Source organism: Cohnella soli (assembly GCF_042655525.1).
GTDB lineage: Bacteria > Bacillota > Bacilli > Paenibacillales > Paenibacillaceae > Cohnella > Cohnella soli.
Map to the genome: position 1 here is coordinate 350,609 of NZ_JBHSMI010000025.1, position 26,108 is coordinate 376,716.

Genomic DNA, 26,108 nt, shown 5'->3' on the forward strand with positions numbered 1-26,108 from the left:
CTGAGCAGGTTCGTACAGGATCATACGTGCAGGCGGAGTTAAAGCTGTCGGACTGGTTGGCTTCATGCTCTATTTTTTACTGCTTAAAGCCTTGTAAAGAGAAAGCATAACCGTACGACTTGTTCGCATACAACGTATATTCCGGATGAGTCCTGGCGCCCCAACTGTCGTCGCCGCCAACGCCCATTTGCTTATGATTGACCCGCACGACTGTTTTATCGGAAGCCGGCAGCAAATGATGATGGCTTGTCGCTTCCATTTCGCTTGGCGTGTACGGCAGCGCACTCCATTCGAGGACCGATTGCCCTTCAATGCGCACGCCAATGCCTTGAACATTCGTCACGGTTGCGTAACGCACGCCTGTTTTGTTGCCCGTCTCTTGCGGACGAAGATACGGCGCAACCTGATCGGCGACCTTGCCTGTATACAAACCTATCCGAGCGCCTGCGCTGCGATCCCAGTAGTTCTCATGAGGCCCTTTGCCGTACCAGTTAATTACGTCGAACGAGCCGTCCATCTCGAACAACATTCCGATTTCCGGTATTTCGGGCAACCCTTCGCCCGGGTCGAGCTCGAACTTGACGTCTAATCTGCCGTTGCCTCGCAACGTATAAGCAATTCGACAGTAAGATGCCGGGACTGTCGGCAAGATGAATGATGTCGTTACCTCGATGTTCGAAGGTCCAATCTGCGCAACCGCGCATTCAATCAATTTCCGATTCGCACCCGCGTTCCGCCAGATTGCAGTCCGGTCGTGGTGTCCGCTGCCTCTATCGTTATCGGTGTAAGCTCGCCAGAAATTCGGCACGAGCGGAGTGCGCAACAATTCAGTTCCTTCGAAAGCGTAGGAAACGACCGCTCCTACTGCCAAGTCGAGAACAATGCTGAAGTTTGGACCGTCTACGAACAGTGTGTCATCGTCGCGATTCGTCCGAAGTTCGCCGAAAGTCAACTCCTCCGTAATATCGGCCGTTACGGGAACCGGAAGAATGAATTGCCCGAATGCCACTTCATGACCCATCTCCGCCCATGACGTTGCTTCCTTCAATACGAACGAAAGCGTCAATACAAATTCGTCACCTGCTCCTGCGCTTGCCGGAATCGCCGAAGTCAAGTCGATGTCCGCCGTTTCGCCCGGCGCAGCCGCAACTTCAAGCTTGCCTTCCGAGACGGCATTGCCGTTGTTTTCTATTTTCCAAACGAGTTCAAAAGTGGCCAGATCCGTGAACAAATAGCGATTCAACGCAGTAAACAACCCTTTCGCGGCATCTATGGACGCGAACCTGACGTTCTGATAACACGCTTTTACTTCGTGCAGCTTAGGAGAGACGGCACGGTCCGCGAACACAAGGCCATTGCCGCAGAAATTGCCGTCGTGCGGCATTTCTCCGAAATCGCCGCCATACGCGAGATGCGAGCTCCCATCCTCGCCCCGTACGCGTATCGCCTGGTCGATCCAGTCCCAAATAAAACCGCCTTGAAGGATCGGATATTTCTCGAACAACTCGATATATTTATGCAACCCGCCGCATGAATTACCCATCGCGTGGCTGTATTCGCACAAAATAAACGGTTTCTTTGCGCCCGGCCGCAAAGCGTATGCTTCAACGTCCCACGGTTTCGTGTACATTTGGCTCTCGATATCGGAAGAAGCATCCGATTTGCGACAGTTAAATACGCCTTCGTAGTGAACGACGCGAGACGGATCGCTGGCGCGCAAGTAATCGTGCATGTGGATGAAATTATCTCCGCCCCACGATTCGTTGCCGAGCGACCAAATGACGACGGACGGATGATTTTTATCCCGCTGCATCATCGAATTGCACCGATCGATGACATTGTCCCGCCATTCGGGCTTGCTTGCGGGTACCGTGTCGCCTTCCTCGTATTCATCTTGACCGTATACCCACGAGCCGTGTGTCTCCAAATTCGTCTCGTCGATGACGTATAAGCCGTATTCATCGCACAATTCGTACCATCGCGGATTGTTCGGATAATGGGAGGTGCGGACGGCGTTAATGTTGTATTGCTTCATGAGCAATATATCGCGCACCATATCCTCTTCGCCCAGTGCACGTCCGACATCGCAACTGAATTCGTGGCGGTTAACGCCTTTGAATTCAATACGCTGGCCATTGATGCGCATAAGCCCGTCTTTGATCTCGAACGAACGGAAACCGACTTTGCAGCTTACGTATTGCTTGGCCTCACCGGAATCGTCCGAATCCGAGAGTCGCAGGACGAGCGTATACAAGTTCGGAAACTCGGCGCTCCACTTCAACGGATTGTCAACGTGAACCGCTCCTTCCACTTCGATTCGACTTCCACGGATTCCCTTGGACGAAAGCGCGAACGGTTCGGCCAGTACGGCTGCGCCCTCCGCATCGTACAACTGCGCATCCGCCTTCCAGCCCGCATCGCCTCCGCTTTCGACGAGCGCTTCCACTCGTAGGGTCGCATTCCGGAAATCGGCATCTAGGTCGGTGTGGACGAAAAAATCGTAAATATGCTCAGCCGGCGCGGTATACAAATAAACGTCTCGGAAAATGCCGCTCATTCGCCAGAAATCCTGGTCTTCCAGCCAACTAGCATCGCACCACCGATACACCTCGACGGCAAGTTTGTTTTCCCCTTCGACGATATAAGGCGTCAGATCGAACTCAGATGGCGTGAACGTATCTTCGCTATAGCCGACTAGTTCGCCGTTCAACCAAACATAAAACGCGGATTCTACACCTTGGAAGCTGATGAATACCGATTGGCCACGCCAACCGGCAGGCACTTCGAACGTGCGGATATAGGAGCCGACCGGATTGTATTTTGTCGGCGCGAAAGGCGGCTTCAGATCGGGTTCCGACTCTTTCCATGGATAGTTAACATTCGTATATTGCGGGTAGTCATATCCTTGAAGCTGCCAGTGAGCAGGCACGTCGATCTCGCTCCATGACGAAGCGTCGAATTCTTGCTCATAGAAATTCGCGATTCTAGCGTTCGGATTCGGCGCGAAAGCAAATTTCCATTTGCCGTTTAAGCTCTTATAGCTAGGAGACTTCTGTCGTTGGCCTGCAAGCGCTTCTTCCAGCGAATGATGCGTCATTAACGTCGCGTGAGCGTCCATTCGATTCAGCTCAAAAATCGTCGGGTTATTGTTCCATTCCGGATACCCGTTCGACGGAGGCGTATATTTCCATTTTGCTTTGGACAAGTTGTACACTCCCATTCATAATGTAACTATATTCGTATTATAAAATTATCAATTGGCCTAATATATCCAAAAATTTTCGTATTTCTATCACAATATGAAAGTGGATGATCGGCATGGACAAGCTCTCATTTCTGAATGTAACGGACAGAGACTCCGAACTCCCCTTGTATTTAACGAGCGTCGGATATTGGGACTGCCAGGAGCGAACTCGCCGCCCCGAAGGTTTTCCCGACTACCAATGGCTGCAGGTCAGCTCAGGGGCGGGAGAGCTGATTGTCGGGGATACGCGTTATGCGGTAAAACCGGGTCAAGGTTTCTTTTTGTTTCCGAGGGAAGCTCACCTCTACCAACCTGTTGCCGATGACTGGGGTGTCCATTGGATCAGCTTTAACGGCGGGCTTGTGCATACGCTGCTGCGGCAGGCGGGTATCGTCCGCTCAGGCGTGTTTACGTTATCCGTCCCGGAACGAATGATCAGTCATTTCGACCACCTTTATGACCTTTCTCTCACTGGAACTCCTTTTCTCGGCATGGAATTATCGAAGCTTCTTTATGCCTGTTTGCTCGACTTGTCTCTTAGTCTTCGCACGGGCTCATCCTCCGCAGACCATCATTTGACGAAGCTGCAACCGGTTATTCGTTTTATCGAGACGAACTCCCATCGGCCGATTACGATCGAGGAGATGGCCGGCGCGATAGATGTCAGCGCGCAATACCTATGCCGGTTGTTCCAAGTCGGCATGCGGATGCGACCAATGGAATACGTCAATCGTGAAAGAATCAAACGCAGCAAAGAATGGATGTTCCGCGAGCCCGATTTGAAGATGAGGGACGTTGCCACCAAGGCCGGCTTCGACAATCCTAGCTATTTCAGCGCCGTGTTCAAACGCATCGAAGGGATCACCCCTGAGCAATTTAAGCTTTCGCACGGTCGGAATGCTTCAGGCGCTTCATCGTGAGGCTTACCGGCACTTATCCGGTCATTTGTTTCCGGTCAGTTGTTTGACTTCCGGCTTCTTTTCGGCTACTCTTTAGTCAATAAATTGACTTCTGGGGCTGCCGCTTTGAACAACGACGGACAATTACACGAAAGCGTAGTCGTTAATCTCTTCCGCTGCTCGAACTTACTCGAGCGAATCGGGCGCAAGCTCGTGTCTGAGGTTGGGCTAACGAGCGTTCACCAATGGTTTATTTTGTCCGCGCTCTCCGGCGGAGACTTGTCGCTTAAACAATTGGGGCAAAATACGCACGTCACGAAGCAGAACATGACCGGAATGGTCGAGCGACTCAAGACCGGCGGATTCGTCACGACATACGAAGACGCAGACGATAAGCGTAGTACTCTCGTTCGCCTGACGGAGCTCGGCGAGTTGACGCTTGCGAAGCTCGAACGCTTCGGCAAGCTCAGCGATCGCGCTTGCGTCGACCGGCTTCGGCTGGAAGAACTCGCTTCCTTTAACGGCTGCCTGCTGAAACTCATCGACAACATGAACGATGAGTAAGCTAGCAGCTTTATAATGTCACATAGTCAATGTGTTGACCAATTATGCACCCTAAGATCTGGAGGTTTCGTCCAATGACCCGTTCTCCGAATACTGAGCGTCAAATTCCGTTTTCCGTGCTAGATCTTGCTTCGATTATCGAAGGCGGATCGCCTGCCCAATCGTTTCGCAACACGCTGGACCTGGCCCGCCATGCCGAACGTTGGGGTTATAACCGCTTCTGGCTGGCCGAGCACCACAACATGCCGGGCATAGCCAGCTCGGCAACGTCCGTCCTCATCGGACATGTCGCTGGCGGCACGAGCACAATCCGCGTCGGCTCAGGCGGTGTCATGCTGCCGAATCACGCGCCGCTTGCGATTGCCGAGCAATTTGGCACGCTCGAGTCGTTGTACCCCGGTCGAATCGACCTCGGGCTCGGTCGCGCGCCCGGCTCGGATCAAGCCGCGTCCCGCGTCCTTCGAAGAGGACTTGGAATGGGAGGCGAAGACTTCCCGGAACTGCTAAGCGAACTTCGGGCTTATTTCCATCCGGACGCCTTCGACTTCGGCAACATCGTGCGCGCTTTCCCCGGCGAAGGGCTCGACGTGCCGATCTGGCTGCTCGGCTCTAGCGGCTTCAGCGCACAATTGGCCGGCCAGCTCGGCCTCCCGTTTTCCTTCGCGAGTCATTTCGCGCCGGATTATCTCATGCCTGCGCTCGACATTTATCGCAGTAGCTTCCGTCCGTCCGCCGCGCTCGCCGAACCGTACGCGATGATCGGAGTCAACATCGTCGCCGCAGATTCCAAACTAGAAGCAAAAAGGCTTGCCACCTCGCAGCAGCAAGCCTTCCTGAATATGATACGCGGCAAATTCGCGCAATTGCCGCCTCCGGTCGACACCATGGACGGCATTTGGTCCCCTTACGAGGAAGCGGCGCTTAGCAAACAATTCGGCTTTGCCATCGTCGGCGACGCAACCCAAGTACAACAGAGACTAGGCGCGATCATCACCGAGACGGGCGCGGACGAGATCATCGTCGCCTCCCAAATTTACGATCACCAAGCTCGATTGCGTTCGTTCGAATTGATCGCCGAAGTTCGCAGCCGACTGTTCAGCTGATCATCAGGCCGCGCCCTCTCGTCTCCACCATCGAACGGCTAAACGCATTCGCCAATCCTTCGAGATACTCGTAATCCGTCACGCCGATCACTTCCTTTTCTCCGGAGGCGAAAGTGAGCAGCAGCTTGTGCACCGGCTTGACTAGGGCGTAGACGAGAGCGTTCGCGACGAAACCGACTATGCCCAGCAAGCCGACAAGCGTATGGAAACGATAGTCCCATCCGAATCCGCCGATCATGAGAAGAAGCTCCAGAACAAGCAACGTGTAAGGGATCGTTCTCCGCGTCTTAACGAGACGGACTGAACAAAGATGAGGGATCGAAAACCGGGCGTTGCCGCTAATAAACAATTCCTTCGTAATCATGAAGTTCTGATCTTTGTAAATCGGCTGCGCTTCCATTTTCATTCCTCCTAGAGGCGGTTACGGGCTCCTCTAGTATGTTCGACGCGTAACTGGAAACTCCTATGAGAAAAGATTAAGAATCTTCAGGCGGAAAAATGTCTTTCAGCTTCAGGTTTAAACAAGGAACGGTCGACGAAGACAAATGATGATCTTCTGTCAGCGTCGCAACCAATGCATACTTCTCGTCGAGGAGAACGAACTGCTCCACGATCCGGTACACGGGATCGATCAGCCAATATTCGCGAACGCCGAATTTCTCGTAGCCGTCTTTTTTGATGGTTTTATCCCGCCGCCCTGTACTGGAAGACAATATTTCAACGACCAGATCCGGAGCGCCGTAGATGTAACCGTCGCGAATAATCCCTCTATTCTGGTGCGATACGTAGATCAAGTCCGGTTGAAAAATGTTGTCGGCATCGAAGTGGACATCAAGCGGCGCAAGCAGTATTTCCCCGTTATGCGAACATGCATGTCGGAATGCATAGTGCAGATCGCCCAGTACACGTTGATGGACATAAAGCGGAGACGACAAAAAATCGTAGCGTACTCCCCCGATAATCTCATAACGTTCATCGATCAAGTAGTTCTCCCGCTGCTCTTTCAGCTTCGTCGAAATCTTCTTGTTTTTTTCCTCGTTGTCACCATTTTCAGCCACTATATCTACCCCCTCTCGAAAATAAAAACACCCCGACAAGCGACACGATTCGTGTTCAGCTTGTACGAGGTGCTTCCCCGAATGCCATGTTTCTATAAGTCAGATTATGCCTACAGCAGGCTGAACTGTCAAGAGAATCCAAATGTGATCCACTTAATCTCCATAATAGAAAACAAGTGTTTCTGAAATTGTTATTTGCAAACTAAAACAGCCGCGAAAACCACTTGATGGACATTGAGATGCTGCAATTCGGTTTGGCCGTACTACAGGACACTTGAGTGGCCGTTGGGATGCTGTAATTCGGTTTGGCCATACTACAGGCCAATTGCGTGGCCGTTACGATGCTGCAATTCGGTTTGGCCATACTACAGGCCAATTGAGTGGCCGTTACGATGCTGCAATTCGGTTTGGCCGTACTACAGGCCACTTGCGTGGCAGTTGGGATACTGTAATTCGGTTTGACCGTACTCCGTGCCGAGCGAGCTTTAGCTTTCGTCCTGTTCGCGCAAGCCAAAAACCCCGCATCTCGATTGCGAGAAGCGGGGTTTCATTGCACAACGCAGGCTCTTATCCAGCGGGAATAACGCCTTTTTTCAATATCAAATTCGCATATAAGGCGCCTTCGCCCGTCGCTACAATCGCATAAGCTTTCTTAGCACGCTCATAAAACGCGAACCGCTCAACTTCCTCGAATGGCGAGGCAAGACCGGCCTGCTTATGGATAATGTCGCCGTAGACGCCCCAGATCGGTGTCTCCGTCGGGTCGCCTGGCGTCACTTGCATGAGCGCGACCGGTTTGTCGACATATTGATCTAACGGAAAAAGCTTCAGCACCGCTTCAAGCAACTCGGGAACGCCGTGACCGTCCGCGCGAATCAGCCGCTGCGCGTGGCTGGCCGCCGGGAAATTGCCGTCGGCGAACACGATTTCGTCGCTATGCCCCATCTCCATCAACGCCTTTAACAGCTCCGGAGAAATGAGAGGCGATACCCCCTTCAGCATCGGCAATGACGCCTCCTTCTCTAAGTTCGGCCGAAGCCGACGAATTTCTCGTACGCGTTCTCCCAGCTCGCATCGACTACCGGTTCATAGAAGTCGATTGGGAACGACGCGGCGACAAGCGCCCGCGCCTCTCGCAAATCCCGGCACTCGCCGGTCGCAAGAAGCTGCGCCAGCAAATTGCCGATCGCGCTTGCCTCAACGGGGCCGGCCCATACCGACTTGCCGATCGCGTTTGCCGTAAACCGGCACAATAACGTATTCTGAATACCGCCGCCGACCATGTGAAGGCCGGCATATACGCGTCCCGTCAGACGTTCCGCCTGTTCGAGCGCCTGTCTGTACCTGAGAGCCAGACTTTCTATAATGCAGCGGGCAAACTCCGCCTCGTCACGCGGAACCGGTTGCCCGGTCTCTACGCAGAAAGCGCGAATTTTGTCGACCATGCCGCCATGTCCAAAAAAACGCGGATCGTCCGGATGAATCAGACTACGGAAAGGTTCAGCTTTCTCTGCCATCGCCGCGAGCTCGCCGAAGCCGATTTCACGACCCTGTTCATCCCACTCCCGCTTGCATTCTTGCAGGATCCACAAGCCCATAATGTTTTTAAGCAGTTGGTACGTGCCTCCGACGCCGCCTTCGTTCGAGAAATCGAGAGCCAGCGTCTCGTCCGTAAGCAGCGGTCCCGCCATCTCCGTACCGAGCAGCGACCAAGTGCCGCAGACAAGAAACGCGAACGGCTCATCGCCCGCCGGAACAGCCGCTACAGCGGATTCCGTATCGTGCGTGCCCACCGCAACTGCCTGCATCGCCGGAACGCCCAGTTCAGCCATCACTTCCGCCGACAACGGGCCGACGATCGTTCCGGGGTGAACCGGTTCAAGAAACAGGTCTGACGGAATGCCGAGACGTTCCATCAGCGCCTTGTTCCATGCTTGTTTGCCCGGGTCATATAGCGCAGTTGTCGTCGCCATCGAGAACTCGCATGAGCGGATGCCTGTCAGCAAATAAGCGAGCAGATCCGGCGTCAGCAGCAGCGTCCTTGCAATGTCCAGCTTGGGCGAAGCCGCCTTGCGCATCGCATACAGTTGGTAAATCGTATTAAACGGCATGAGCTGAAGGCCGCTTTCCCGAAAAAGCTTCTCTTTGCCGACGAGCGCGTTCACTTCCTCGATAAGCCCTTCGGTCTGCGGATCGCGGTAATGATACGGGTTGCCGATCAGTTCTCCGTTTGCGTCAAGCAATCCGAAGTCAACGCCCCACGTGTCGATGCCGAATGTCGCAGGCCCGTAGCCGAGTTGGAATGCGGTCCGAATGCCTTTCTTCATCTCATGAAGCAGCCGCAAAATATCCCAGTGAAGATGATTGCCGACTTGGATCGCATGGTTCGGAAAGCGGTGGATTTCCGTTACTTCCAGCGTGCGAACGCCGCTTTCTCCCGTTTGCAGCCGTCCGACAAGCGCCCGGCCGCTGCTAGCGCCCAAGTCGAACGCCAGCACCGTCGTCTGATTCGCCATGCGCGATTGACCCCCTTGCGCCTGCGCAGGCGCTCTTATTTCATTTTCTGAAGCAACTGAATCCGGTAAGCTTCGCTTTCGAGCGAAGCAATTTCGTCCGTCTCTTCAGCCGTAAGCACTTTCGGCTCCTTGATCGCTTTCGCAATGAGGAAAATCTTAGCGCTCTCTTCGACGACTTCCGTCCGGTAATACGCTTCGCGCAAGTTGCGCCCCGTCGTCACAAGCCCGTGGTTGCCAAGCAGAATCGACGAATGTTCAATTTTCGCGACAACCGCGTCCGCCAGCCGATCCGTCGTCGGTAGCACGTAATCGACGTATACCGTCCGTCCGACGAGCGCCGCCTGATCCGGGAACATAATCGGCAAATCTTTCTCCACTAGCGTAAAAGCGATGCAGTAAGGCGGGTGCGTGTGCACCATGGCGCCGATGTTCGGATTCTGGCGATAGGCGTACAGATGCATCAGCACTTCGGACGATGGACGAAGCCCGATGTCGGTAATCGCCCCCGTTTCGATGTCCACCTCTACCCACTGCTCCGGCTTGACTTCGTCAAGCGCGAACCCGCTCGGGGACAAGTACATTTTGCCTTCGAATCTGGCGCTGATGTTCCCCCCTGGTCCGACAACCAGTTTGTTGCTGACGGTTTTCTGCGCGTATTTACATAATTCTTCACGAATCGCTTGGCTGCTCATCTTCGTTCTCCCCTTCTCTTCGTCCGCGGACGGTTTCTTCTTTTATTTATACAACGGTCCGAAGTTGGCGCATGCGCGATAGTCCGCGCTTTCCGCATCGGCCGTGCCGAACAGTCCCCATACCCGTGGGCGGAAAACGTTCTCGGAGGCGACATTGTGCATGCTGACCGGGATTCGGAGCATCGAAGCGAGCGTAATCAAATCCGCGCCGATGTGACCGTAGCTGATCGAGCCGTGGTTCGCGCCCCAGTTATCCATGACGTCGTAGACGGATTTGAACGAACCTTCGCCCGTTAAGATCGGTGCGAACCAAGTCGTCGGCCATGTCGAATCCGTCCGTTTGTCAAGCGTGTCGTGTACGTCTGCCGGCAAGTCGACGGAATAACCTTCCGCGATTTGCAGTACCGGACCGATGCCTTTCACCAAGTTCAGACGGGACATCGTCATCGGCATACCGCCTCGCGTGAGGAAATCGGACGAGTAGCCGCCCCCACGGAAATATTCCACGGACGCCGGACGCCAGCTTGTCGCGTCGAGACATTTCTGCGCTTCCTCCTGGCTGATTTCCCAGAACGGTTTCATCGCAGGCTTGCCGTCTTTCGTCTGTTCGCCCGTGCCGTCCAGCGTAGCCGGTCCGGAGTTGATCAAGTGAAGCAAACCGTTCGCTGCCTCGCCGCTCAGCTTATGGCCGGTAACGCGCTCGACCGCTTCCGGGCTCCAGTACGTACGAACGTCTGCGAAAATTTGAGCCGTGTTCGTGAGCAAGTTGCCGAACAGCATAACCGCGCCGTTCAAGCTGTCGTTCTCGGTCGCGAGCATGTACGGAGCGCGAATACCGTTCCAGTCGAACGAAGAGTTCAGCATCGCTTCCATAAAGTCGCCGTTCGGGAAATGATCCGTCCATTGGCGCTGGCCTTGGAAGCCGGCGACGATCGCGTTGTGTCCTTGCGCTTCCTCGCCGAAGTCGAGCTCGGCGAGACGCGGATTGCCGACCATCAAGTCGCGAGCGATGATCGTCATCTTGACGACCGTCTCCCAGTCGCGGTCTTTGCGATCGCGGGACGTCTGAATGTTCGCCGGGTTATTGTCCGGACCTTCTTTGCAGTTTTCTTTCACCCAAGCGAGTGCTTTCTCGAACTCTGCAGGATCGAAAATCCCTTCATCCATGCGGCGAACGAATTCGCTCATGTCGACGTATTCGGTACGCAGCCCTAAGTATTCCTGGAAGAAAGCGTCGTTCACGATCGAACCCGCAATCCCCATGGAAACGGAGCCCATCGACAAATAGGATTTGCCTTTCATCAGGGCGACGGCGAGACCGGCGCGAGCGAAACCGAGCAATTTGCCTTTCACGTCTTCCGGCACGTCAGTCGTCCCCGCGTCTTGTACGTCCTTGCCGTAAATGCCGAACGCCGGCAGCCCTTTCTGCGCATAGGCGGACAGTACCGCCGCCAAATAAACCGCGCCTGGACGCTCCGTACCATTAAATCCCCACACCGCTTTCGGTACAGACGGGTCCATATCCATCGTTTCCGTACCGTAACACCAGCAAGGCGTAACCGTTATCGATACCCCCACGTTCTCGCGGGCAAATTTCGAAGCCGCCGCCGCGGATTCCGCGACGCCGCCGATCGTGCTGTCGGCGATGACGCATTCGACGGGCGAGCCGTCTGGATAACGCAAATTGTCGGATATCAGCTTCGCGACGCCAATCGCCATATTCATCGTCTGAGTTTCAAGAGATTCGCGTACGCCTTTGCGGCGGCCGTCTATCGTCGGGCGGATACCGATTTTCGGAAATGCGCCATTCCATCTGTACGTTTGTTCTGCCATTTGATTAAACCTCCGCTTGTAAGAAGATAATGTTACCGATAACATTAAACTATCAGCGAAAGCGCTTGCTGTCAATCGAAGATTTCGGTAATATAAACACACATCATGTCAATTAAGGAGCTTTACGATGGCTACGATTTACGATATCGCCGCCAAGGCGGGCGTATCCGCCATGACTGTATCCAGAGTTATCAATAACACTGGGAAAATCAGCGACAAAACGAGGGCGAAAGTCCGGCGGGTGATGGAGGAATTAAACTACGTGCCGAACCATGTGGCCCGCAGTCTCGTCCTTCAGCAGAGCAAATTGCTGTTCCTGCTTATTACGGACATTACGAACCCGTTCTATACGACGATCGCGCGAGGTGCGGAAGACGCGGCGAAAAAACACGGCTACCGGCTCTTGTTCGGCAATTCCGACGAGAATGTCGACAAGGAAAAAGATTACATCGACGCGATACTGGCTACCCGGGCGGACGGCGTGCTCATCGCACCGACCGGAGACCTGTCGCTGTCGAACTTGGAGCGCCTTCGTCTGCATAACGTGCCGTTCGTGCTGCTCGATCGCGAAGTGCCCGGCGTCGGCAGCGACGTCGTGCTCGGGGATACGAAAGAAGGCGCGCGCAAGCTCGTCGAACATTTAAAATCTCGAGGACATAGTGCGATCGCGCTTATTAACGGCTCGCCGACAATATCGAGCGCGCGGCTACGACTTGAAGGCTACCGGGAGGCGCTGAAGCTGAACGATCTGCCTTTCGACGATCGTTACGTGCTTGAGATGGCGTTCGAACCCCGCAGCGACTTGTCGGAAATCGAAAATTGGCTCGACCGGATGACTCCTCCTCCTACTGCGATTGTCGCTGGCAACAACGTTCTCGCGGTCGAAGTTATCCGTACGCTTGCCGAACGCGGCAATCGCGTGCCGGAGCATATGTCGGTCGTCGGCTTCGATGATCTAGGTCCGTACTCAGAGATCGATCCGTTCCTGACCGTCATCGCCCAGCAAGCTTACCAGTTCGGTTACCTTGGCATGCAAATGCTCGTCGAGCGCATTCAGGAACGGGGCGAATCACCTCTGCCGTGGCGCAAAGTCGTGTTGCCAGCAGACTTGATCGTACGGCGTTCGGTTGCAGATGCGACATAAAATACGAAAGCAGGCAGTCGCCCCTCGCACGGAGCTTCCGCCTGCTTTTTTGTCGTTATCCCTTTGAGTCAGATCTAATTCGTTAAGATCGTCCGCTTCCGATTACTCGCCGAACAATTCCCTGAGCATACGTTCCTTGTCATTCAAGAATCGCTTCGTAATGATAAAATGATCGGTTTCTTCCAGCGTCGTCGTTTCGATTCCGTCGCTCGTTAACCGATACATGATCGAATCCGGATACGCCATCAGTATAGGGGAATGTGTAGCGATAATGAACTGGGAATCGTAACCTACAAGCTCATGCATGCGCGCCAGCATCGACATCTGCCGTAGAGGTGAAAGCGCCGCTTCCGGCTCGTCGAGAATATACAACCCGCTGCCCCCGAATCGATGAACGAATGTCGAGAAAAAAGACTCGCCGTGCGACTGTTCGTGCAAGGATTTCCCGCCGTACGAGTCTTTGATTCGCGGCCCTCCCGCTTCGCGATCAAGCTCGTCGATGTTCGTCGCGAGATTATAATAACTTTCCGCCCGAAAAAAGAATCCGTCTCTCGCCTGCCTCATGCCGCGAACGAGACGGATATATTCGTGCAGCTCCGAATGGGTGGATGACGTGGAGAATGAGAAGTTTTTCGTGCCGCCCTCCGGGTTAAAGCCCCAGGCGACGGCGATCGCCTCCATTAGCGTCGATTTGCCCATCCCGTTCTCGCCGACGATATACGTTACTTTTGAGTGAAAATCAAGCTTGTCCAGTCCGCGGACAGATGCCAGATTGAAAGGATAATGCCGATCGGGCGGAAAGGCAGCCCGATCAAGAGCGATACTTCTCAAGAAAGATGAGCGACTGTCCATCGGCATCCCCTCAATTCATAAAAGGTTTAGTCTTTTGCATCCGCTTCCAGCCGAGGCGGAAAACGATGCTGTGTCGCTTGTTCGTATCCGTAAGCGATCTGGATAAGCGTAGGCTCGCTAAATGCCGTTCCTACGAAGCTGATCCCTTGCGGTCCGTTTGTCGGTACTTGTCCCCAAGGTCGAGCGCTCGTCTTCGCGTAACCCGCAGGCACCGTAACAACAGGATAACCGGCTCTCGCCGCCAAATCCGTGCCATCCTCCGCACCGTAAAATAGCAGTGCATCCAAACCGTGCTCACGAAGAGCGTGGTCAAGGCTCTTGCGAGCAAAGTCATTTTGCTCCAAGGCAGCTTTATATTCCGGCTCCGTCAACGTCCCGCTCGTCTCTTCCGACCATTTCAACGTGTCTTGGCCGTACTTCAGCGCCCGTTCCGCGTTCGCTTCGTTGTATGCAATAACGTCTCTCAACGAATGCACCGGCACATGCTCCGGCAGACGGCTCAAGTAATCGTTGAGCGCCTTCTTGAACTCGTACCTTAACACATCCCCGCCCATGTCCATTCTCTCGCAAGTCAGCGCGACAGGATCAATGATCGTCGCACCGAGACGCCTTAACGTTGCGATTGCTTCCTCGACAATCTCCAGTCTTTCAGCATCCAGATCCTGATAATAGTGCCTCGGAATGCCGATAACAGCCTGCCGCACAAAGTCCGAGTCCAGCTTCGTTGGCTCCGTCTGATCGAAGGGGATACCGTGCAAAGTGGCGGTGTCGCGCAGGTCTTCCCCGGCAATCGCGCCGAGCACAATCGCTGCGTCCGTGACCGTGCGCGCCATTGGACCGGCCGTATCGTGACTGCTCGTAATTGGAATAATGCCCGAACGACCAACGAGCCCTACCGTCGGCTTGATACCGACTAGGAAGTTCTGACACGACGGACTGATGATCGATCCCATCGTTTCCGTTCCAATCGCAGCCGCTGCAAAATTGGCTGCAATCGCTGCCCCCGATCCCGAACTGGAGCCTCCGACGAATAGATCGCCCGAACCATAAGGATTTTGCGTCTGTCCTCCGCGCGAGCTGTACCCCGCCCACATCGTCGGAGACATGAAATTCGCCCATTCCGTCATATTCGTCTTGCCGAGCAGCACAGCCCCAGCAGCACGAAGTCGAGCTGAAACAGCCGAATCTTCCGAAGCGTACGATTCCGCAAGCGCAATTGATCCCGCGCTCGTATGCATCCGGTCGCCCGTGTCGATATTGTCTTTCAGCAATATCGGAATGCCGTGCAGCATTCCCCGGCTTCCATGACTCGCCCGCTCCTGATCGAGCTCCCTTGCGATCGCCGCCGCGTCCGGGTTCAGCTCCAGCACCGAGTTGATCGCCGGATCGAACGTCCGGATTCGCTCAATATAAGATTGGACAAGCTCCTCCGAACTGATTTGTCCCGCTTCCATCACCGCTTGCAGCGACGGAATATCTTTCTCTATTATCCATTCGGATATGTTGCTCTTAATCATTTCTTATTCCCCCTCTAGATGACCCTCTCTACTGTACCATGCCAAATAAAGCCAGTCACTCCGGTTTCTGCCGGAGCGACTGGCTTCTTCGCACTTCTTTTATCCTTCCAGCCACACTGTTTTCTCAGAGGCAGGAATTCTCTTACCGGCCGACGGCGTCATATCCGGATAACCGACATAGATAAAGCCGACGATCTGTTCCTTCTCACCGAGGCCAAATGCGTTTTGCATTTTCGGATGGTAAGCCGGCTCGCCCGTACGCCATACGGCGCCCAAGCCGTTCGCATGCGCCGACAACAGCAAGTTCTGCACTGCGGCATGAGCGGCAGCCAGTTCCTCGATCGCGACTGCGCGCGCGTCGTCAGACGGCGAGCAGACAGCCGCGATGACCGCAGGGGAGCGGAATGCTTGCGCGACCGCTTTTTCCAGTTTCTCTTCAAGCTCTGCTTCCGGCAGATCGCCCAACTTCTCTGCCGCGACATCGGCGTACGCTTGACCGAGCACACGACGTCCTTGTCCCGTCATTACGATAAATTTCCACGGCTGCGTGCCGAAATGATTCGGCGCCCATGTCGCCGCTTCGATAATCCGTTCCAGCAACTCCTTCGGAACGGCGTCCTCTTTCACTTTCCCGATGCTGCGTCTGCTTCTGATTACCTCTTCTATACTTGCCATTTTCTTTGTTCCTCTCCCCATCGCTCAACTTGTTCGCAGACGCGGGTTAGCCCGCGGTCTGCCGAAGGCCGCCGCCTACGAACTGGCTGTTGTACAAGTCGGCATAGAAGCCGCCTTTCGCCAGCAGTTCTTCGTGCGTACCCTTCTCGATGATACTGCCATGATTCATGACAAGAATCAAGTCCGCATCGCGAATCGTAGACAATCTGTGCGCGATAACAAAGCTCGTGCGGTGTTGCATCAGCTCATGCATCGCCTTCTGAATGTGCGCTTCCGTCCGCGTATCAACGCTGCTCGTCGCTTCGTCCAGAATAAGAATCGAAGGATTCGCCAGAATAGCGCGAGCGATCGTGAGCAACTGCTTCTGACCTTGCGACAAGTTGGACGCTTCTTCGTTCAGTACCGTATCGTAGCCCTCCGGCAACGTTCGGATAAAATGGTCCGCGTGCGCGGCCTTCGCCGCCTCGACGATCTCCGCTTCCGTTGCGCCAATGCGCCCGTAGCCGATGTTGTCGCGAATTGTGCCGTTGAACAGCCACGTGTCCTGCAGCACCATACCGAACATGCCGCGCAAGTGGCTCCGTTTCATCCGCGTAATGTCTTCGCCGTCGATCGTGATTGCACCGCCGTTCACCTCGTAAAATCTCATGAGCAAGTTAACGAGCGTCGTTTTCCCGGCACCGGTCGGTCCTACGATGGCGACCATCTGCCCGCTTCTCACGTCAATGTCCATGTTCTCGATCAACGGCGCGTCCTCTTTGTACCCGAAGCTGACGCTGCGCAAAGAGACGTCTCCTTTTGGCGCAACGAGTTTCGTGTCGGTACCGTCCGCCGGTTCCGGCGTCTCTTCCGGTTCGTCAAGCAATTCGAACACGCGCTCGGCGGAAGCGATCGTCGATTGGATGATGTTGGCGATGTTCGCCGTCTGAACGAGCGGCATCGAGAACTGTCTCGCATATTGAATGAAGGCTTGCACGTTCCCGATCGAGATTGTACCTTTCGTGACCATAATACCGCCGACAACGCTGATGAACATGTAGCCAATGTTGCTCACCATATTCATGAGAGGCATAATATTGCCCGACACGAACTGCGCGCGCCAGCCTGCCTCGTATAGCCGTTCGTTTACTTGGTCGAATTGCTCGACTGCATTTTTCTCCTGCCCGTACGCTTTCACGATTTGATGCCCGGAAAACATTTCTTCGACGTGGCCGTTTAATCTGCCCAATTCCGCCTGCTGCGCTTTGAAATGCTGTTGGGAACGTTTGGCCGCGCCGCGAATGACGATCATGGAAAGCGGGAGCGTCAGCAATAGGATCAACGTCAGCCATGGACTGATCGTCAGCATCATAATAATGACGCCAATAATCGTAATGAGCGATGTGATGAGCTGCGTCAAGCTTTGTTGCAGCGTATTGCTAATATTGTCGACGTCGTTCACCGCGCGACTCAGAATTTCCCCGTTCGTCCGGCCGTCGAAAAATTTCAGCGGCAGTCTGCCCAGCTTCTCTTTCACTTCATTGCGAAGTCCGTACACGGTTTTCTGCGCGACTCCGGCCATCAGAAATTGCTGAATATAGCTGAATAGCGAGCTGATCACGTACAAAACGGCCAGAAACACGATAATGCGCCAAATGCCAGGGAGGTCGAAGCTGGCGTTTGGATCCCCATGCGCTACGCCCATCATGCCTTTGAATAGCTTCGTCGTCGCTTCCCCGAGCACTTTCGGGCTGTAGATTGAGAAAGCGGTGCTTAATATCGCAGTGATCAGCACTGCTATTAACTTCACTCGTTGCGGGCGCAAATACCCCATCAGCCTACGCAACGTTCCTTTGAAGTTTTTTGCCTTCTGAACAGGCATGCCCATGCCGCCCATTCCCCCGAAGCCGCCACCCATCGGACCCCGGCCTTGCGGCGCTGCGCCCCCTGGCGCACCTCTTTGCGGTCCGCTCATGCGATCTCCTCCTCGGATAGCTGGGATGATACGATCTCGCGATAGACGTCGCAGCTTTGCATCAGCTCGCGGTGGGTGCCGCTGCCAACGATGCTGCCTTCGTCGAGCACGATGATCCGATTCGCGTCCATGACCGTGCTGACACGCTGCGCGACGATGATGACGGTCGCTTCTCCCGTTTCGGCTTTAAGCGCTGCCCGTAGCTTCGCGTCCGTCTTGAAATCAAGCGCCGAGAAACTGTCATCGAACAAATATACTTGCGGCTTGCGAACGAGCGCGCGGGCGATCGACAACCGCTGCTTCTGTCCGCCGGACAAGTTGGTGCCGCCTTGGGCAACGGCGGAGCCATACCCTTCCGCCATTTCCTCGACGAAGTCGCTTGCTTGCGCCGTCGCGGCCGCATGTCGCACTTCCTCTTCGGTCGCATCAGCTTTGCCGAAACGTATATTATCGGCGATCGTTCCCGTGAACAGCAACGCTTTCTGCGGTACAAGACCGATTTTCTCGCGCAGCTCCTCCATCGGCAATTCGCGCACGTCCATGCCGTCAATACGAACGGCTCCGCCTTCGACATCATAGAAACGAGGTAGCAAGTTAACGAGAGTCGACTTGCCCGAACCCGTTCCTCCGATGATCGCGGTTGTTTCGCCGGGCAGCGCCTTGAACGATATGCCCGTCACAGCCGGATTCTCGGCGCCGGGATAGCGGAACGTCACGTTGTCGAACTCCACCGTCCCCCGAACCGCATCTTCCGTCGTTTGATTGTCCGCCATACGCGTTTTACCTTTTGCCACATCCTCAATAACCGGCACCGTCTCCAACACTTCATTGATCCGGACTGCGGACGCGGACGCGCGCGGCACCATGACGAACATCATCGATACCATCAGCAAGGAGAACATAATTTGCATCGCATATTGCAGGAATGCCATCAAATCGCCGACAAGCATGTTGCCCTCACTCACTCGAACGCCGCCGAACCAAATAATCGCGATGGATGAGAAGTTCAGGATCAGCATCATCAGCGGCCACATGAACGCCATAATCTGGTTGACTTTGATCGCAGTCTGCGTCAAATCGCCGTTCGCTTCCTTGAAACGTGCAGTCTCGTGCTCGAAGCGGTTAAACGAACGGATAACCCGGATGCCAGTGAGCCCCTCGCGCAGAACGAGGTTCAGCTTATCGACTTTTTTCTGCATCACTTTGAAATACGGAATCCCTTTGCTCGCAATCGCATAGATCGTAAACGCCAATATCGGTAGAGCCCCTACGAAAACGAGCGACAGATGGGCGTCCTTCGAGACGGCCATAATCAAACCGCCGATACACATCATCGGAGCGGAAATCATCATTCTCATCATCATGACGAGTACGGATTGCACTTGCGTAATATCGTTCGTCGTACGCGTGATCAGCGACGCCGTGCCGAGCTTGTCGAACTCCTGCAAGGAGAAGTTCTCGACGTGTCTGAACACTTTGCGCCGTACGTCCCTGCCGAACGCGGAAGACACGCGCGACGAGAAATAACTCGATGCGATGGACACGATCGTTCCGATCGCCGTAACGCCGACCATCAAACCGCCAATGCGCCAAATATACGGAATGTCTCCCTTAACAACTCCAAAGTTAATAATGTCCGCCATCAGAGTAGGTAAATAAAGCTCGCTGAGCGACTGCAACAGCACAAGTGCCATAACCGCCGCCACCGCCCAACGGTACGGACCTAAATTACGAAAAAGCTTCAACATCGATCTTCATCATCTCCATGTCCGATAGTCGTGAAATCGAAAAAACATATGTAAATAAGATAATATGCCAACATTATGAACGGAATATGAACGGAACACAATGCGGAGTCTTTTGGACGGCGGCGGTAATGAGGGGGCACGAAGGCGATCGCGTTATGCGACAGTACAACGCCTAGCGGCACAACAACACACGATAATCGAAAAAGGTTGCCCAATTTGTCCCAAATTGGTTATACTGTTCCCAACGAGACGAAGAACGTCCCGATTCCATGCCGTACATGGAGCCGGGGCGTTTTTTATTTTGAATAGAGAGGATGCATTAAAAATGAACTTCGAAGATGCGCACGAAAGTTTCATTCGTCATCATTTGGCGCAGAGATCCGGGGAACGCAAAGGTCGCCTCGAACGGGGGCATCGTGAGGCCGAGAAATTATTTTGCGGGAACGTGTGGTGGCGCGTTGCCGGACGCTTCGATCAGTTGCATCCCGAATTTGAAGTGCTGGATTGGCGCGGACATTCGTATTTTTGCGACTTTGTCTGGATAACTCCTTACGTGAAGCTTGTCATTGAAATTAAAGGCTTCGGGTCGCACGTTAAAGAGATGGACAGACAAAAATACTGCAACGAGTTGAATCGGGAAACTTTCTTGACCGCCATGGGATTTCAAGTCATCTCTTTCGCATACGACGACGTCGCACTTCGTCCGGAGCTGTGTATTAATTTGTTGCGCATGGTGATGAGCCGTTTTCAAGCGACGACGGACCCAATTGGTATGACGACTTTGGCGGAGAAAGAGTTGGTTCGACTATCGTGTGCGCTTGGGGGAATGCTGCGCCCACTCGACGTTGAGAAACATTTGGGCCTCAATCATCGTACTGCCGTCAAGACGCTGCGGATCTTGTGCGTTAAAGGACTAGCCTCGCCTGTCGCCGGCGCTGAAGGTAAACACATCGTCCGTTATACGCTGCTTCCCGGAGCGCTTCGTTTGTTGTAGGGCTGGATAACGGGACAGCGAGGATGCGTAAGACTGTTCCGATATGCAAAAAGCTGCAATTATGCAGTTTTTTGCTCTATTTTTCTTGGCCATTCGAGTAATTCCTGCGAAAATACAGTTTTTTTGGCGAAATAGCAGTACTGTGGAGATATTTGATAAATTGCCTGCATTTTCGCAGGAATTAGCTCTCAGGGAAGCACTTCTCGGCTAAAGCCTGTATTTTCGCAGGAATATCGAGTAGGGCAGTGGGTCTGACTCTTTCACTAGCCCCCTATTACCCAATATGCTTCAGCGCTTCTCGTTCGCTGAGCGGTGAGAGCTTGTTCGCCGCGACGAATCGCCTTACCGCCTCTGCATCGGTTTTGGCGTATTCGCGCAGTGCCCAGCCAATTGCCTTGCGGATGAAAAACTCGCTCTCGTCTTTGCAATGCAATGCGTACGCTAACAGCCTGTCCGCGTCGGTGCGCTCTTTGTAGCGCAGTTGATATAGTATGGCCGTGCGGCGGAGCCACATATGATCTGAGTTGATCCATCGTTCGGGATATTCCGCCAGCAACTCGGGGAATCGCGTCAAATGCACCCCGACAGTATGCGCGGCCAAATAATCGACCGTATCCCACCAAGACTTAGTCGTGATCAGACGTTCGAACTTATCGATATCCCCGACCTTCGACTTTTTCTTGTAGCGTTCGAGAAAAGCCATGGCAACGTTCTGAAATTCTCGCTCGGGAAACGCCCATAGCCGCTCGACGATGTCGAGCACGTCTTCGTCTCCCGGAAACCCGTGCTCCGCCCAGAACGCTTTCGTTAGCCGCGTTCGCTCGGGCGTCTTGATCCCAAGGAACGGATACTGGCCGCGCATGTAATTTTCCATCGGGATTGCCACGCTTCTATTTCCGTGTTTTCTGAACCATTCCGCAAGCTCGCTGACGTAACGTTCCGCCCTCGCCGTCATCTCCATATCCCCTTTACCCGTTAAAACTAAGCCCCGCCCTGGCCATGGCTGAACGCATATCCGATGGTACAGGCGCCTTGAATTCCCTACCGTCCGGAAGCTCAATGCGCCATGCGTGCAGCAACTGATGATTAATATCGCCGAACCGATGCCCGCCGTACTTGATATCCCCGAGCAACGAATGGCCGATATGCTGAAAATGGGAGCGGATTTGGTGCGTGCGTCCGCTGATCAACTCGATCTCCACAAGCGAATGGGAAGCGCCCGTCTGTAAGACGCGATAACGGGTTTCAGCCGATTTCACTTGCCCGACGCCGCCCAGACGTTCGATGTCCACATTCCCGCTTGCGACGCGGGTCCGATTGCTCTTCTCGTCGCGGATCAAATCTTCAGCGAGCGTTCCTTCGCCGGTTAATCTGCCTTCCACGATCGTCACGTAAAATTTGCTTAGCTCATGCTTCTGGATCATCTGGTTAAGAGCATGTAGCATCCTCGCAGTCTTGCCAACAAGAACGATACCACTCGTATTCCGATCGAGCCTATTCGCGGTCGCCGGCATGAACAGGGGGCTGTCCAGTTCTCCTTTGCGGTACAAATACGCGTGAACGCGATTGACTAATGTGTCTTTTTGGTCCGTCTGATCAGGATGCGTCAGCATGCCGACCGGCTTGTTCACGACGAGCAGTTCGGCGTCCTCGTACAACACGTCTACGTTTGCATTAACGCCGACGTATTTTTGCTTTCTCTGGCCTATGCTCGCCTCCTGATAGATGGACTCCTCCACGTACAGCGACAACACATCGCCGGCGACTAGCTCGTAATCCTGCTTTTTACGTTTACCGTTTATTTTCACTTTGCCGTTGTCGATCATTTTGTAGATTTGTCCGAGCGGAATGTTCGGCATCAGGTTCCTTAAATAACGATGAAGTCGTTTCCCGCCCTCGGACGGGGTGACGGTACGGTTGATCATAGTCGAATTTATCTCCTCTGGCTGTATTGCAATCGAAACTGAATGTCTTGATTATAATGGCCAAACCCTGCTCCGTACAATGTTAGTTCCGCAGACAATGTGCAACTATTTCCAGTAATGGACGTCTACATACCGAGGAGGAATGATTGGATGCGATGGAACAAAATTGTAGCAATATGCATGACCCTACTGGCTCTGGCGTTCAGCAGCTTGATCATACCCGGGAAAGTGGATGCCCAGAAGCCGACCTTTTTCCAGCATCTCTATTTGCTCAAAGACGCGAAATTGTACAATGGCAAATCGACTGCAAAAAAAACCGTCGCTACTCTGGTCGCCGGCCAAGTGCTCACAATTGTTGAAACTGATCAAACCAGCTTCTTGGACAAAGCTGCCGATTGGTATCAGGTCAAAACTTGGCTCGGCAACAAATGGATCAAAGCCGAAGAAGGCATGCTGTACACAGGCAATTATTCGAAAACGGATCAAACAATCACGACGGTGTTCGACGCAGAGCTATACGATTATCCCGGAGCAACGGCTGCTGTCGACAAGGTAGCCCCCGGAAAATTGCACGCCGTGTCCTTGTTCAACTATCGTCCGCCGAGCGCATCCAACGCGAACGACCTGATCATCATGAACGATGAACATTGGTACCGAATCGATACAGCAGCAGGCAAGAAGTGGATCCGTAATCCCGCCTTCCTGGAGAGCGTCAAGAAAACCCCTCTCGCCAAGAAGATTAAATTGACGGGAACCGAAATCAGTTACCCGATTCCTTTCGTCGTGGAATCCAAAGCGGAAAAGATCGAACCCCAGATCGTGCAAATCGTAGGCGAATGGAAAGTCGGGCTCGGGCCAAACGAGATTAATTGGCTCAAAATTCGGCTTCCCGAAGGAGACCGATGGTTCATTCCGAAGCAACCCATAATTGACGATTATCAGGAATTGAACGAATCGCTCACATTGCAGTCGGAAACCCGATATTTCGAGCAATTGCAAGATGGCAATCAGCGAAACGGAAAAACGAACTGGTTAAAACCCGGCACATACGAAGCGTTCGAATCGTCCGGTGATTTCGTACACATTCGGACTGAGCTTGGCGAGGTATGGGTAAATCCGAAGCGAGCACTGTTAGAGCGGCCGCTCGGCATCATTCCGACAGATGAAAGAATCCGGCTGACCAAAACGAGCTCCTACTACGTTTTTCCTGCGACCGGCGAGATTTCCCATCAGACTGGGTTTTATTCGCCGCAAGCCGTCCTTGCTTTCGAAAAATGGATATCTCCGAGCGGGACTGTCTACTACCATTTCCGTTCATTCGCAGGAGACGAGTGGGTTACGTTATGAAGTAAATCCACTTTGTCATTTCTCCTCATTTTTTTCGGAAGTATTCACAAACTAGGCTTAGTCATGCTATACTGTAAGCGCTACCACAAAAACATCTTTCTGAGGGGGATTTGGAACGATGACTGTAGCGCTACAGCACAAAAATGTGTACGAGGATTTCGACCCGCGCCAGGACACGTTGTTTTTCAAAGTCGGCACGCATGGGTTAATCAGCTTTCACGGACGGAATTATAACATCAAAAAAAGAATGTCCGCCGACGAAAGAAACCGCTTAATTGCAGATTCGTCGACATTCTTCCGAGTTGCCTCCGATTGCTACGTGAATGTGAGGAACATTTCCGTCATCGGGGAACAGTGTCTTTTCTTCGGCGATACTTCCAAACGTCTGCCCTGCTCCTCAAGGAAACAACAGCTTATCCGCGCATTAATGGACCGTTGACCGTAATGCAACTATCTACATGATCCCGGAGCGTAAATAAGCCCGAGAAAACCTGGAAACCTCCGTCTCCCGGTTAACTCGGGCTTTCGTCATTTCCGTTAGCTGACGCTCATCTCCATAATCAATCCTGCCGTCTCTTCGATCGCCTTCTCCGACACGTCGATGACAGGGCAGCGCAGCAGCTTCATAATGTCCGCTGCGAATTCGAGCTCTTTCCGAATCCGATCCATCGACGCGTAATTCGCCTGGCTCGGCAACCCGAGCGCTTTAAGCCGTTCGCCGCGGATTTTCAGTAGCCGCTCCGGCTGCATCGTTAAACCGACGATCAAACGATCGGAACGAGTAAAAAGCTCCTGGGGAGGCTTGACCTCGATCGTGAGCGGGTAATTGGCTGTCTTGATGCCTTTGTGCGCCAAATAGATGCTCAGTGGCGTCTTCGACGTGCGCGACACCCCGATGAGAACGACTTGCGCTTGCAGCAATCCGCGCGCATCTTTGCCATCGTCGTATTTGACCGCGAACTCGATCGCTTCGATTTTACGGTAGTAGTTCTCATCCATTTCGTGCAGAAGGCCCGGCTGGTACTTCGGTGCATCGTTAAACGTATCGATGAAGGCTTGCATCATCGGTCCCATGACGTCCACCGCCCTGACACCGCAGCGGATGCATTCTTCGCGCATCGTCTCTCGAAGCTCCGGTTGAACAAGCGTGTAAGCGATAAAGCCTCCGGCGCGGGAAGCTTCGAAAATAATCGATTTAATCTCGTCTTCGTGTTTGATATTGCCATACCTGCGAATTTTCACCTGCTCGGTGGAAAATTGACGTGCCGTCGCCCTCGCGACCGCCTCCGCCGTCTCACCAACCGCGTCCGAACAGACGAACATCCATTTCTGTCTCTCCTCCGCCATGCCCTCTCCCCCTACTCCGCAATCAAACCAGACGCCAAATCGACCAGCGCTTGGGTCATATTCGTTTTCGTAATGCGTCCTACAACTTCCAGTCCGCCCGTTTCTCCATTAGGTCGAACGACAGGTAAACCGTTGACATGGTGATCGAGCATCTTCCTTGCGGCGTCAATAATCGAATCATCGGGGAACGCGTAGGCAACTCGTGGCGAACGGGTCATCGCCATGCTGATCGGCACCGCAGCCGCACCCGGATTGCCTAATGTCATTTTCAGTAGATCCTTCAAGCTGACCATTCCGGCAAGCATTCCGTGCTCGTCCGTTACGGAAATATGCCCCGTGCTTTCAACAAACAACGCGATAACGGCATCGTTCACCGTAGCGTTCTCCGAAATGACGACCGGACGATTCATGACGTCTTTCACCTTCAGGCGTAGAAAATTTTCCCCCTGCCTGCCTTCCGGGCTTAACGCTTTGCCAATGAAATAACCGACTTTCGGCTTCGCGTCGATATAGCCAAGCATGACAAGGACAGATAAATCAGAACGGATCGTCGGACGGCTGACCCCTAAATATTCGGCGATTTGCTCACCTGTAATCGGGGCATTTTTCTTTACGTGGTCGACGATCGCGATTTGTCTTGCGTTAAGTTCGATGGCGATTCCGCTCCTCTCTGACTGCAATGGCGACAAGGCCGAT

General features: G+C 53.6%; 23 protein-coding genes. 7 read left to right on the forward strand and 16 right to left on the reverse strand.

Annotated elements, in window-relative coordinates; genetic code table 11:
- Positions 1-76 precede the first annotated feature (76 nt).
- The gene (gene lacZ / locus ACFPOF_RS14680) at positions 77-3,205 is read right to left on the reverse strand and encodes a beta-galactosidase, LacZ type (protein WP_378133856.1); all 3,129 of its coding nucleotides are present in this window, start codon (positions 3,203-3,205) and stop codon (positions 77-79) included.
- Positions 3,206-3,318: 113 nt separating this feature from the next.
- Between lacZ and ACFPOF_RS14685 the strand changes: the two genes are divergently transcribed.
- From ACFPOF_RS14685 to ACFPOF_RS14695, 3 genes are all read left to right on the forward strand, one after another.
- Positions 3,319-4,164 (forward strand): AraC family transcriptional regulator, encoded by an 846-nt coding sequence (locus ACFPOF_RS14685; RefSeq protein ID WP_378133858.1) that lies wholly within the window; start codon positions 3,319-3,321, stop codon positions 4,162-4,164.
- Between the two features lie 105 nt (positions 4,165-4,269).
- Entirely contained in the window at positions 4,270-4,707 is a 438-nt protein-coding gene (locus ACFPOF_RS14690; protein WP_378133860.1) for a MarR family winged helix-turn-helix transcriptional regulator, read from the forward strand.
- 74 nt (positions 4,708-4,781) lie between these two features.
- The gene (locus tag ACFPOF_RS14695; RefSeq protein WP_378133862.1) at positions 4,782-5,810 is read left to right on the forward strand and encodes an LLM class flavin-dependent oxidoreductase; all 1,029 of its coding nucleotides are present in this window, start codon (positions 4,782-4,784) and stop codon (positions 5,808-5,810) included.
- On the opposite strand, the gene ACFPOF_RS14700 is transcribed toward ACFPOF_RS14695, so the two are convergent.
- From ACFPOF_RS14700 to ACFPOF_RS14725, 6 genes are all read right to left on the reverse strand, one after another.
- Positions 5,803-6,210: a DUF6232 family protein gene (locus ACFPOF_RS14700; protein ID WP_378133864.1), complete on the reverse strand. Its 408-nt coding sequence runs from the start codon at positions 6,208-6,210 to the stop codon at positions 5,803-5,805. The two genes, ACFPOF_RS14695 and ACFPOF_RS14700, sit on opposite strands and share 8 nt — an antisense overlap.
- 76 nt (positions 6,211-6,286) lie before the next feature.
- A complete protein-coding gene (locus ACFPOF_RS14705) occupies positions 6,287-6,868 on the reverse strand; it encodes a Uma2 family endonuclease (RefSeq protein ID WP_378133866.1) in 582 nt (193 codons plus the stop codon).
- Between the two features lie 567 nt (positions 6,869-7,435).
- Positions 7,436-7,870 carry an L-fucose mutarotase gene (gene fucU, locus ACFPOF_RS14710; RefSeq protein WP_378133868.1) on the reverse strand — a complete coding sequence of 145 codons (435 nt, stop codon included), beginning with the start codon at positions 7,868-7,870 and terminating at the stop codon, positions 7,436-7,438.
- A 20-nt stretch (positions 7,871-7,890) separates the two neighbouring features.
- A complete protein-coding gene (locus tag ACFPOF_RS14715) occupies positions 7,891-9,384 on the reverse strand; it encodes a rhamnulokinase (protein WP_378133870.1) in 1,494 nt (497 codons plus the stop codon).
- Positions 9,385-9,419: 35 nt separating this feature from the next.
- A complete protein-coding gene (locus ACFPOF_RS14720; protein ID WP_378133872.1) occupies positions 9,420-10,076 on the reverse strand; it encodes a class II aldolase/adducin family protein in 657 nt (218 codons plus the stop codon).
- Positions 10,077-10,118: 42 nt separating this feature from the next.
- Positions 10,119-11,909: an L-fucose isomerase gene (locus tag ACFPOF_RS14725; protein ID WP_378133874.1), complete on the reverse strand. Its 1,791-nt coding sequence runs from the start codon at positions 11,907-11,909 to the stop codon at positions 10,119-10,121.
- 127 nt (positions 11,910-12,036) lie between these two features.
- Here ACFPOF_RS14725 and ACFPOF_RS14730 point away from each other — a divergent pair, with 127 nt between their 5' ends.
- Positions 12,037-13,053 carry a LacI family DNA-binding transcriptional regulator gene (locus ACFPOF_RS14730; protein ID WP_378133876.1) on the forward strand — a complete coding sequence of 339 codons (1,017 nt, stop codon included), beginning with the start codon at positions 12,037-12,039 and terminating at the stop codon, positions 13,051-13,053.
- Between the two features lie 102 nt (positions 13,054-13,155).
- Here the strand turns inward: ACFPOF_RS14730 and ACFPOF_RS14735 are convergent, their stop codons facing one another.
- From ACFPOF_RS14735 to ACFPOF_RS14755, 5 genes are all read right to left on the reverse strand, one after another.
- Positions 13,156-13,911: an AAA family ATPase gene (locus tag ACFPOF_RS14735; protein ID WP_378133878.1), complete on the reverse strand. Its 756-nt coding sequence runs from the start codon at positions 13,909-13,911 to the stop codon at positions 13,156-13,158.
- A 20-nt stretch (positions 13,912-13,931) separates the two neighbouring features.
- Entirely contained in the window at positions 13,932-15,422 is a 1,491-nt protein-coding gene (locus tag ACFPOF_RS14740; RefSeq protein ID WP_378133880.1) for an amidase family protein, read from the reverse strand.
- 99 nt (positions 15,423-15,521) lie between these two features.
- On the reverse strand, positions 15,522-16,097 hold the full coding sequence (locus ACFPOF_RS14745) for a nitroreductase family protein (protein WP_378133882.1): 576 nt from the start codon (positions 16,095-16,097) through the stop codon (positions 15,522-15,524).
- A 46-nt stretch (positions 16,098-16,143) separates the two neighbouring features.
- Positions 16,144-18,051: an ABC transporter ATP-binding protein gene (locus ACFPOF_RS14750; RefSeq protein ID WP_378133884.1), complete on the reverse strand. Its 1,908-nt coding sequence runs from the start codon at positions 18,049-18,051 to the stop codon at positions 16,144-16,146.
- Positions 18,048-19,799, reverse strand: a complete 1,752-nt coding sequence (locus tag ACFPOF_RS14755; RefSeq protein WP_378133886.1) for an ABC transporter ATP-binding protein — start codon at positions 19,797-19,799, stop codon at positions 18,048-18,050. The genes ACFPOF_RS14750 and ACFPOF_RS14755 overlap by 4 nt, the downstream gene beginning before the upstream one ends.
- 325 nt (positions 19,800-20,124) lie before the next feature.
- Between ACFPOF_RS14755 and ACFPOF_RS14760 the strand changes: the two genes are divergently transcribed.
- Positions 20,125-20,793, forward strand: coding sequence for a DUF559 domain-containing protein (locus tag ACFPOF_RS14760; protein ID WP_378133888.1), 669 nt, complete (start codon positions 20,125-20,127; stop codon positions 20,791-20,793).
- A gap of 274 nt (positions 20,794-21,067) precedes the next feature.
- On the opposite strand, the gene ACFPOF_RS14765 is transcribed toward ACFPOF_RS14760, so the two are convergent.
- The gene (locus ACFPOF_RS14765; RefSeq protein ID WP_378133890.1) at positions 21,068-21,748 is read right to left on the reverse strand and encodes a DNA alkylation repair protein; all 681 of its coding nucleotides are present in this window, start codon (positions 21,746-21,748) and stop codon (positions 21,068-21,070) included.
- Positions 21,749-21,761: 13 nt separating this feature from the next.
- Entirely contained in the window at positions 21,762-22,718 is a 957-nt protein-coding gene (locus ACFPOF_RS14770) for an RluA family pseudouridine synthase (RefSeq protein ID WP_378133892.1), read from the reverse strand.
- A gap of 150 nt (positions 22,719-22,868) precedes the next feature.
- On the opposite strand from ACFPOF_RS14770, the gene ACFPOF_RS14775 reads away from it, so the two are divergent.
- Both ACFPOF_RS14775 and ACFPOF_RS14780 read left to right on the forward strand, forming a co-directional pair.
- Positions 22,869-24,065 carry a hypothetical protein gene (locus tag ACFPOF_RS14775; protein WP_378133894.1) on the forward strand — a complete coding sequence of 399 codons (1,197 nt, stop codon included), beginning with the start codon at positions 22,869-22,871 and terminating at the stop codon, positions 24,063-24,065.
- 118 nt (positions 24,066-24,183) lie between these two features.
- Positions 24,184-24,504, forward strand: a complete 321-nt coding sequence (locus ACFPOF_RS14780) for a hypothetical protein (protein ID WP_378133895.1) — start codon at positions 24,184-24,186, stop codon at positions 24,502-24,504.
- A 98-nt stretch (positions 24,505-24,602) separates the two neighbouring features.
- On the opposite strand, the gene ACFPOF_RS14785 is transcribed toward ACFPOF_RS14780, so the two are convergent.
- Positions 24,603-25,412 (reverse strand): pyruvate, water dikinase regulatory protein, encoded by an 810-nt coding sequence (locus ACFPOF_RS14785; protein WP_378133897.1) that lies wholly within the window; start codon positions 25,410-25,412, stop codon positions 24,603-24,605.
- 11 nt (positions 25,413-25,423) lie between these two features.
- Complete coding sequence (locus ACFPOF_RS14790; protein ID WP_378133899.1) at positions 25,424-26,092, reverse strand: helix-turn-helix transcriptional regulator; 669 nt, start codon at positions 26,090-26,092, stop codon at positions 25,424-25,426.
- Positions 26,093-26,108 lie beyond the last annotated feature (16 nt).

What these genes read in the sequence shown, in the direction of transcription:
- ACFPOF_RS14685 (WP_378133858.1), top strand. Translation starts at nt 3,319, where the DNA reads ATGGACAAGCTCTCATTTCTGAATGTAACGGACAGAGACTCCGAACTC.
- ACFPOF_RS14695 (WP_378133862.1), top strand. Translation starts at nt 4,782, where the DNA reads ATGACCCGTTCTCCGAATACTGAGCGTCAAATTCCGTTTTCCGTGCTA.
- ACFPOF_RS14700 (WP_378133864.1), bottom strand. Translation starts at nt 6,210, where the DNA reads ATGGAAGCGCAGCCGATTTACAAAGATCAGAACTTCATGATTACGAAG.
- fucU (WP_378133868.1), bottom strand. Translation starts at nt 7,870, where the DNA reads ATGCTGAAGGGGGTATCGCCTCTCATTTCTCCGGAGCTGTTAAAGGCG.
- ACFPOF_RS14715 (WP_378133870.1), bottom strand. Translation starts at nt 9,384, where the DNA reads ATGGCGAATCAGACGACGGTGCTGGCGTTCGACTTGGGCGCTAGCAGC.
- ACFPOF_RS14720 (WP_378133872.1), bottom strand. Translation starts at nt 10,076, where the DNA reads ATGAGCAGCCAAGCGATTCGTGAAGAATTATGTAAATACGCGCAGAAA.
- ACFPOF_RS14725 (WP_378133874.1), bottom strand. Translation starts at nt 11,909, where the DNA reads ATGGCAGAACAAACGTACAGATGGAATGGCGCATTTCCGAAAATCGGT.
- ACFPOF_RS14730 (WP_378133876.1), top strand. Translation starts at nt 12,037, where the DNA reads ATGGCTACGATTTACGATATCGCCGCCAAGGCGGGCGTATCCGCCATG.
- ACFPOF_RS14735 (WP_378133878.1), bottom strand. Translation starts at nt 13,911, where the DNA reads ATGCCGATGGACAGTCGCTCATCTTTCTTGAGAAGTATCGCTCTTGAT.
- ACFPOF_RS14740 (WP_378133880.1), bottom strand. Translation starts at nt 15,422, where the DNA reads ATGATTAAGAGCAACATATCCGAATGGATAATAGAGAAAGATATTCCG.
- ACFPOF_RS14745 (WP_378133882.1), bottom strand. Translation starts at nt 16,097, where the DNA reads ATGGCAAGTATAGAAGAGGTAATCAGAAGCAGACGCAGCATCGGGAAA.
- ACFPOF_RS14750 (WP_378133884.1), bottom strand. Translation starts at nt 18,051, where the DNA reads ATGAGCGGACCGCAAAGAGGTGCGCCAGGGGGCGCAGCGCCGCAAGGC.
- ACFPOF_RS14755 (WP_378133886.1), bottom strand. Translation starts at nt 19,799, where the DNA reads ATGTTGAAGCTTTTTCGTAATTTAGGTCCGTACCGTTGGGCGGTGGCG.
- ACFPOF_RS14760 (WP_378133888.1), top strand. Translation starts at nt 20,125, where the DNA reads ATGAACTTCGAAGATGCGCACGAAAGTTTCATTCGTCATCATTTGGCG.
- ACFPOF_RS14765 (WP_378133890.1), bottom strand. Translation starts at nt 21,748, where the DNA reads ATGACGGCGAGGGCGGAACGTTACGTCAGCGAGCTTGCGGAATGGTTC.
- ACFPOF_RS14770 (WP_378133892.1), bottom strand. Translation starts at nt 22,718, where the DNA reads ATGATCAACCGTACCGTCACCCCGTCCGAGGGCGGGAAACGACTTCAT.
- ACFPOF_RS14775 (WP_378133894.1), top strand. Translation starts at nt 22,869, where the DNA reads ATGCGATGGAACAAAATTGTAGCAATATGCATGACCCTACTGGCTCTG.
- ACFPOF_RS14780 (WP_378133895.1), top strand. Translation starts at nt 24,184, where the DNA reads ATGACTGTAGCGCTACAGCACAAAAATGTGTACGAGGATTTCGACCCG.
- ACFPOF_RS14785 (WP_378133897.1), bottom strand. Translation starts at nt 25,412, where the DNA reads ATGGCGGAGGAGAGACAGAAATGGATGTTCGTCTGTTCGGACGCGGTT.